Below are 6,185 nucleotides of genomic sequence, written 5' to 3'. Positions count from 1 at the left end.
CGCCCGCCCCACAGACATCTTAGAAGTCGAAGATTTGGGAACCGGCGAAAACGAATGGGGCACAGTCAAAATTTTTAAAGTGTTCAAACACAGCCACAATCCCGATTTACTTCGCTGCTTCCAGCAAGAAGCGCGAGTGTTAATTTGGCTGGGGGGAAAAGCCGGAGTTCCCCAAGTTGAACCAGACGGTTATTTCCAAATTAAAGTCGCCAACAATTCCCAAAAATTGTGTTGTTTGGCGATGGAAAAAATCGACGGAGAAAACTTGACAGAATTTTTAACTAAAAACCAACAGGTTTCTCAAACACTCGCCGTTGATTGGCTGCAACAAATGCTCCATATTTTGCAAAAAATCCACAAATATCATCTCGTACATCGGGATATTAAGCCATCCAATTTGATGCTAGAAGCTGGTGGAAAATTGAGATTAATTGACTTCGGCTGCGCCACCGAAGCAGGCACAGATACCGCGCCCATCGGTTCTGCTGGGTACTCCGCGCCCGAACAAATTGCCGGAAAACCAGAAGCGCGATCGGACTTTTTTGCCCTGGGGCGTACTTTTGTACATTTATTAACAGGCTTAAAGCCGATCGACTTTCCCGTCAATCAAAAAACTGGTAAAATCAACTGGAAAAACCAGGCCGTAGATGTTGACCAGTCCTTTGTAGACTCGATCGACGAATTGATGGAACCGCTACCCGAAAACCGGCCTAAAAATAGCCAAGCAATCTTAGAAAAACTCAAAAATATAGAGTTTTTGATGACCTCCACAGAACCAAAGTAATAATTCCCGATTCCCGATTCCCGATTCCCGATTCCCGATTCCCGGTTCCCGATTCCCCAATCAATAAATCTGTTCCAACCTGCGAAAATCTCGCTCAACTTCCGCCCACAAAGCCCGATTGTGAGGGTCAGTTTTCACAGCTTTTTTCAAATAAATTCTCGCCTTATCAACCTGCTTTTCCCCGATCAAATGCCGTCCCCAGCGCTGATAGGCGATCGCCTGCCACTGTCGCACTTCCCGATCTTCAGGAACCCGCTGCGCCAAACCTTCAATCAGGGCGATCGCCCGCGGGAACCTCTGATATTTCAGCAACTGCTGCAACTGAAAATAAGCATCTTGCTTTAACTTTTGTTCCGCCGCCGACAGATCCGAGCTATCTGGAATCGGTGGCTGTTTCCGAGTCACCTTAACTGTCTGCGGTGGAGCTTTCACCTGCGAAGCCGGCCCTGTCGCAGCAGGCGGCTGACTTGAACTAGCAGTTGTTGACTCCGCAACATCGGCGACGGCAATATTTACCAAGAACTTATAAGCCTCAGTAATAGCAATAAACTTATTCTTAGCCTGTTCGTTTCCCGGATTCACATCCGGGTGATACTGTCTGGCTAACTTTCGATAAGAACTCTTAACTTGCGATAAACTCGCACCAGATCTGAGCCCTAACTGTCGGTAATAATCTGCAATATCCATCTAGCATGAACGATCGTTGATAATACAATTAAATATGGCAGAATCCTTAAATGTAAAGATTCTGCCAAAATTTACCGAAAAACTGGGTGTAGTGCGAGGTAGTGTAGCGAAAAAATCGCTTACGGACGATCTTCGACTACTCTGTCAATCAAGCCGTATTCCTTGGCTTCCTCAGCGGACATGAAATAGTCGCGATCCATGTCTTTCTCGATTTTCGCGATCGGCTGTCCGGTATTTTTAGCATAAATACCGTTGAGTTGGTGGCGCAAGCGCAGAATCTCCTTCGCCTCAATCTGAATGTCCGTTGCTTGTCCCCGCGTGCCCCCAGAAGGTTGGTGAATCATAATCCGCGAGTGAGGCAAAGCCAACCGTTTCCCCTTCGTACCCGCAGCCAGCAGGAAAGAACCCATCGAAGCAGCCAAGCCCACACAAATCGTCACCACGTCCGATTTAATGTGCTGCATGGTATCAAAAATAGCCATGCCAGCCGACACCATCCCGCCGGGGGAATTGATGTACAAAATGATATCCTTACCCGAATCTTCCGAATCCAGATACAGCATCACGGCGATGATTTGATTGGCAATTTCATCGTCAATATCTTTACCTAAGAAAATAATCCGTTCCCGGTAAAGACGATCGTAGATATTAATCCACTGAGTATCATAACCACCAGGCATTTTGTAGGGGACTTTTGGCACACCTATAGGCATAATTCGGAACTCCTTTTAGTTGGTAATTGGTAATCGGGGATTTGAAAGTGATTACTTGTTATTAGTTACTTGTTATTAGTTGCTTATTATTAGTTACTTGTTATTAGTTGCTTTGGAGTTTCTGGCGATCGCCACCAATAACCAATAACCAATAACCAATAACCAATAACTAATAACCCATAACCAAATTAGATGACTCCAGCCGGCAGTTTCGCCAATTCTTCCGAACTTTCTAGAACGCGATCGATCAAACCGTATTCTTTAGCTTCATGCGGCGTCATGTACAGCAACCTATCCATATCTTTAGCAATCTTTTCGATCGGTTGACCAGTACAGTTTGCTAAAATATCCAGCATCGTCGCCTTATTTGCCAGCACTTCCTTCGCCCGAATTTGAATGTCGCTTGCTTGACCCCGCGTGTAAGCCTTGGGTTGGTGCAACACGATCGAAGCGTGCGGCAAACTAGCCCGAAAGCCCTTTGTACCGGCCGCTAGCAGCATCGCAGCCATGCCCATTGCCGAACCGAGGCAAATCGTTTGCACGGGCGGTTTAATGTACCTGATCGTGTCGCAGATAGCGAAGGCTTCGGTTTCAAAACCGACGGGTTCGCCGCTGTAACCAGAAGTGCCAGTCGAGTTGATATAGATTTTGATCGGTTTATCGGGGTCTTCGTACTGCAAATACAACAGTTGCGCGATAATCAGTTCTGTTACCGCAGGCACCAGAGGCATACCAAGATAAACGATCCGCTCCTTCAGCAACAGGGATGGCAAATCGGGTGGTGGCGTCCGAGAGTTGCCTTCCCCGTAGTATTGCGATTGCACAGCTTTAATTGGTGTGTTCATAAACCGAAATGTTGCCTGAACTGATGGAGCTATTCTTAAAGAAATAGTAACGCAATCTTTAGGTATCCCGCATGAAAGTTAGTTTGCTCCCGGTCTTAAACGACCCCAACCTTGACGCGATCGCGCCCTCAACCCAGCGCCAGCTAGCGATTTCAGTGTCGGCGACGGCAAGTTCGATCGACTCCAGCGTACCCTTAAATCTATGCCTGATTCTCGACCACAGTGGCTCGATGGGCGGACGGCCCTTGGAAACCGTCAAACAAGCCGCCGGACGGTTGCTCGACAGGTTGAAGCCCGGGGATCGCTTTTGCGCGGTGGCTTTCGATCACAAAGCCAAAGTCCTCGTCCCCAACCAAATTGTGGAAGACTCCGCTAGCATTAAACGCCAAATTGAGAGATTGCGACCGGCCGGCGGCACAGCAATTGATGAGGGCATTAAGTTAGGTATTGAAGAGTTGGGGAAAGGCAAAAAAGAAGCTATATCTCAGGCATTTTTACTTACTGACGGCGAAAACGAACACGGCGACGACAGCCGCTGTTTGAAGCTGGCGAAACTCGCCGCCGAGTACAACATGACTTTAAATTCTCTGGGCTTTGGCGATAACTGGAATCAGGATATTTTGGAAAAGATTGCTGATGCTGGCGGCGGTGCTTTGGCTCACATTCAGCGGCCCGAAGATGCGGTTGATGAGTTTGGAAAATTATTTACTCGCATCCAAGGTGTAGGTTTGACTAATGCTTATTTGCTATTTTCCCTGATGCCAAAAGTGCGGTTAGCCGAACTTAAACCGATCGCCCAAGTTGCCCCGGATACGATCGAACTGCCGGTACAGCAAGAGGGCGATCGCTTTATGGTGCGCCTGGGAGATTTAATGAAGGATGTAGAGCGAGTAGTTTTGGCTAATATTTATATTGGACAGTTACCTGAAGGCACGCAGGCGATCGGGCAATTACAAATTCGCTACGACGATCCGACTGTCGGTGAAGGTTTACTTTCCGATCCCGTTGCAGTTTCTGCTAATGTCCTAAAAGTTTATCAACCGGCACTTAACCCGATGGTGCAGCAGCATATTTTAGCTTTGGCTAAGTACCGCCAAACTCAACTCGCCGAAACTAGATTACAACAGGGCGATCGCGCCGGTGCCGCCACAATGTTACAAACGGCGGCTAAAACTGCTCTGCAAATGGGCGATAAAAGTGCCGCCACAGTGCTGCAAACTTCTGCTACTCGCTTGCAGTCTGGTGAAGATTTGAGTGAGGCCGATCGCAAGAAAACTCGGATTGCTTCTAAAACTGTTCTTAAGTAGTGTAATGTGCGGTTAATTGCGATCGACCCCATAGTTTGTAGTAAGGACTTTAGTCCTAATTGACTAAAAGTCGCAGAGAGGACTGAAGTCCTTACTACAAACTGGTTTATAATATTTGTACCACCTATCATAGAGTGCTTGTATGAGCCAGACAATATCTGATAAAGTACGCTGGACTACCGCTGATTTGGAACTATTGCCCGATAACGGCGATCGTTACGAACTTATTGATGGAGAGTTATTTGTGACTAGAGCACCGCATTGGGGTCATCAACGGGCTTGTGGCAGATTTTTTTCTGTGCTGGATACTTGGTCGATGTCTGCTGGTTTAGGACAAACTGCCATCAATCCGGGTCTGATTTTCACAGATGCTGACAACGTTATTCCTGATGTAGTTTGGGCCAGCAATGAACGCTTGGCTATCTTGCTAGACGAAGCCGGCCATTTAACCGCCGCCCCCGAGTTAGTTGTTGAAGTATTATCTGCTGGTACAGACAATGAAAGACGGGATAGAGATTTGAAAGTCAGACTTTATTCAGTGCGGGGAGTACAGGAATACTGGATTGCGAATTGGCGGTTGCAACAAATTGAGGTTTATCGCAGGGAACAAGCAAGTTTAAGGCTGGTTGCTACACTGTTGAGGAATGATGAATTGACATCGCCTTTGTTACCTGGTTTTAGTTGTTCTGTCGCTCAGATTTTTGCTTAGATTTATGAAATACTTTTACAGGGCGATCGCCCTTTGGGGATTTGTGACAATTTTGGGCGGCATATCCCCTGCCATTTCTACAAAACCCTCACCAATACTAATCGTTCAAAATTCGGCTGAAGACTTATTTAACAGCGGTTTAGCCAAATCAGAAGCGGGAGACATCCCAGGGGCGATCGCCGATTACACCGAAGCCATCCGCCTTAATCCCAACTACGCTAAAGCTTACAACAAACGCGGCATCATTCACGGCCGCAACCTCAAAGACTATCCAGCAGCCAAAGCAGATTTCGATCGCGCCATTGAAATCGACCCCAACTACGGAGACGCTTACTACAACCGCGCCAGAGTCCGCGAGTTCTTAGAAGACAAAGAAGGGGCGATCGGCGATTATCAAAAAGCCGCCGATATTTATCAAAAATCCGGCAATACCAACGATTATCAAGATGCCATCAAACATCTTAAAATACTGCAAAGATAGAGTGCTTCCAAAAACATAGTATAGTATTCTTCCATCTGCGTTCATCCGCGCTCATCCGCCGACCTCTGCGGTTAAACACTCGAAATCCATTACTCAAAAAATGTCCGTAACCTCCACTATCACCGTTACCGTACCCGCCACAACCGCCAACCTAGGCCCCGGATTCGACTGCATCGGCGCTGCTTTAAGCCTCTACAACCGCTTTCAATTCTCCAGACTCGAACCCTCAGCAACCGAGAAACTAAAAATTACAGTTACCGGCGCAGAAGCCGCCAAAGTCAAGACAGACGACAGCAATCTCGCTTATCAAGCCTTTCTCAAGTTATACGATCGCCTGAACCAATCGCCGCCGCCTGTAGCGATACATATAGATATGCAAGTGCCGCTGGCTAGAGGTTTAGGAAGTTCCGCCACAGCTATTGTCGGCGGGTTAGTGGGGGCGAATTGTTTAGCCGGAAAGCTTTTGAGTCAGGTGGAAGTGATGCAGTTGGCGATCGAACTTGAAGGCCATCCCGACAACGTTGTCCCCGCTTTACTCGGAGGTTGTCGCCTCGCTGCTAGCAATCCACTCCCCCAACCCCCCCTTAGTAAGGGGGGGCTAAGAGAGCAACTCCCCCTTAGTGAGGGGGAAATCACAGCATCACCCCCCCTTAGCAAGG

General features: G+C 47.6%; 8 protein-coding genes. 5 read left to right on the top strand and 3 right to left on the bottom strand.

Annotation, left to right across the window (positions count from 1 at the left end):
* Nucleotides 1–784: serine/threonine protein kinase (locus AACV78_RS17485; protein ID WP_194074418.1), on the top strand; the 784-nt coding region annotated here is incomplete at its 5' end.
* 60 nt (nt 785–844) lie between these two features.
* Here the strand turns inward: AACV78_RS17485 and AACV78_RS17480 are convergent.
* The 3 genes from AACV78_RS17480 to AACV78_RS17470 form a co-directional block, all read right to left on the bottom strand.
* On the bottom strand, nt 845–1,471 hold the full coding sequence (locus AACV78_RS17480; RefSeq protein WP_194012957.1) for a J domain-containing protein: 627 nt from the start codon (nt 1,469–1,471) through the stop codon (nt 845–847).
* Nucleotides 1,472–1,590: 119 nt separating this feature from the next.
* Nucleotides 1,591–2,184 (bottom strand): ATP-dependent Clp protease proteolytic subunit, encoded by a 594-nt coding sequence (locus tag AACV78_RS17475; protein WP_194012958.1) that lies wholly within the window; start codon nt 2,182–2,184, stop codon nt 1,591–1,593.
* Between the two features lie 188 nt (nt 2,185–2,372).
* Entirely contained in the window at nt 2,373–3,029 is a 657-nt protein-coding gene (locus AACV78_RS17470) for an ATP-dependent Clp protease proteolytic subunit (protein ID WP_194012959.1), read from the bottom strand.
* A 71-nt stretch (nt 3,030–3,100) separates the two neighbouring features.
* On the opposite strand from AACV78_RS17470, the gene AACV78_RS17465 reads away from it, so the two are divergent.
* The 4 genes from AACV78_RS17465 to AACV78_RS17450 form a co-directional block, all read left to right on the top strand.
* Nucleotides 3,101–4,336: a vWA domain-containing protein gene (locus tag AACV78_RS17465; RefSeq protein WP_194012960.1), complete on the top strand. Its 1,236-nt coding sequence runs from the start codon at nt 3,101–3,103 to the stop codon at nt 4,334–4,336.
* Nucleotides 4,337–4,478: 142 nt separating this feature from the next.
* On the top strand, nt 4,479–5,045 hold the full coding sequence (locus AACV78_RS17460; protein WP_194012961.1) for a Uma2 family endonuclease: 567 nt from the start codon (nt 4,479–4,481) through the stop codon (nt 5,043–5,045).
* Nucleotides 5,046–5,049: 4 nt separating this feature from the next.
* Nucleotides 5,050–5,526, top strand: a complete 477-nt coding sequence (locus AACV78_RS17455) for a tetratricopeptide repeat protein (protein WP_194012962.1) — start codon at nt 5,050–5,052, stop codon at nt 5,524–5,526.
* A 100-nt stretch (nt 5,527–5,626) separates the two neighbouring features.
* Nucleotides 5,627–6,185 (top strand): homoserine kinase (locus tag AACV78_RS17450; protein ID WP_228042717.1); only part of this gene is annotated, 559 nt, incomplete at its 3' end.

Source organism: Tychonema sp. LEGE 07196 (assembly GCF_963890365.1).
Taxonomy (GTDB): Bacteria; Cyanobacteriota; Cyanobacteriia; order Cyanobacteriales; family Microcoleaceae; genus Microcoleus.
The sequence above is the reverse complement of the archived record's forward strand: the minus strand, read 5'-3'. Positions and strand labels throughout refer to the sequence as shown.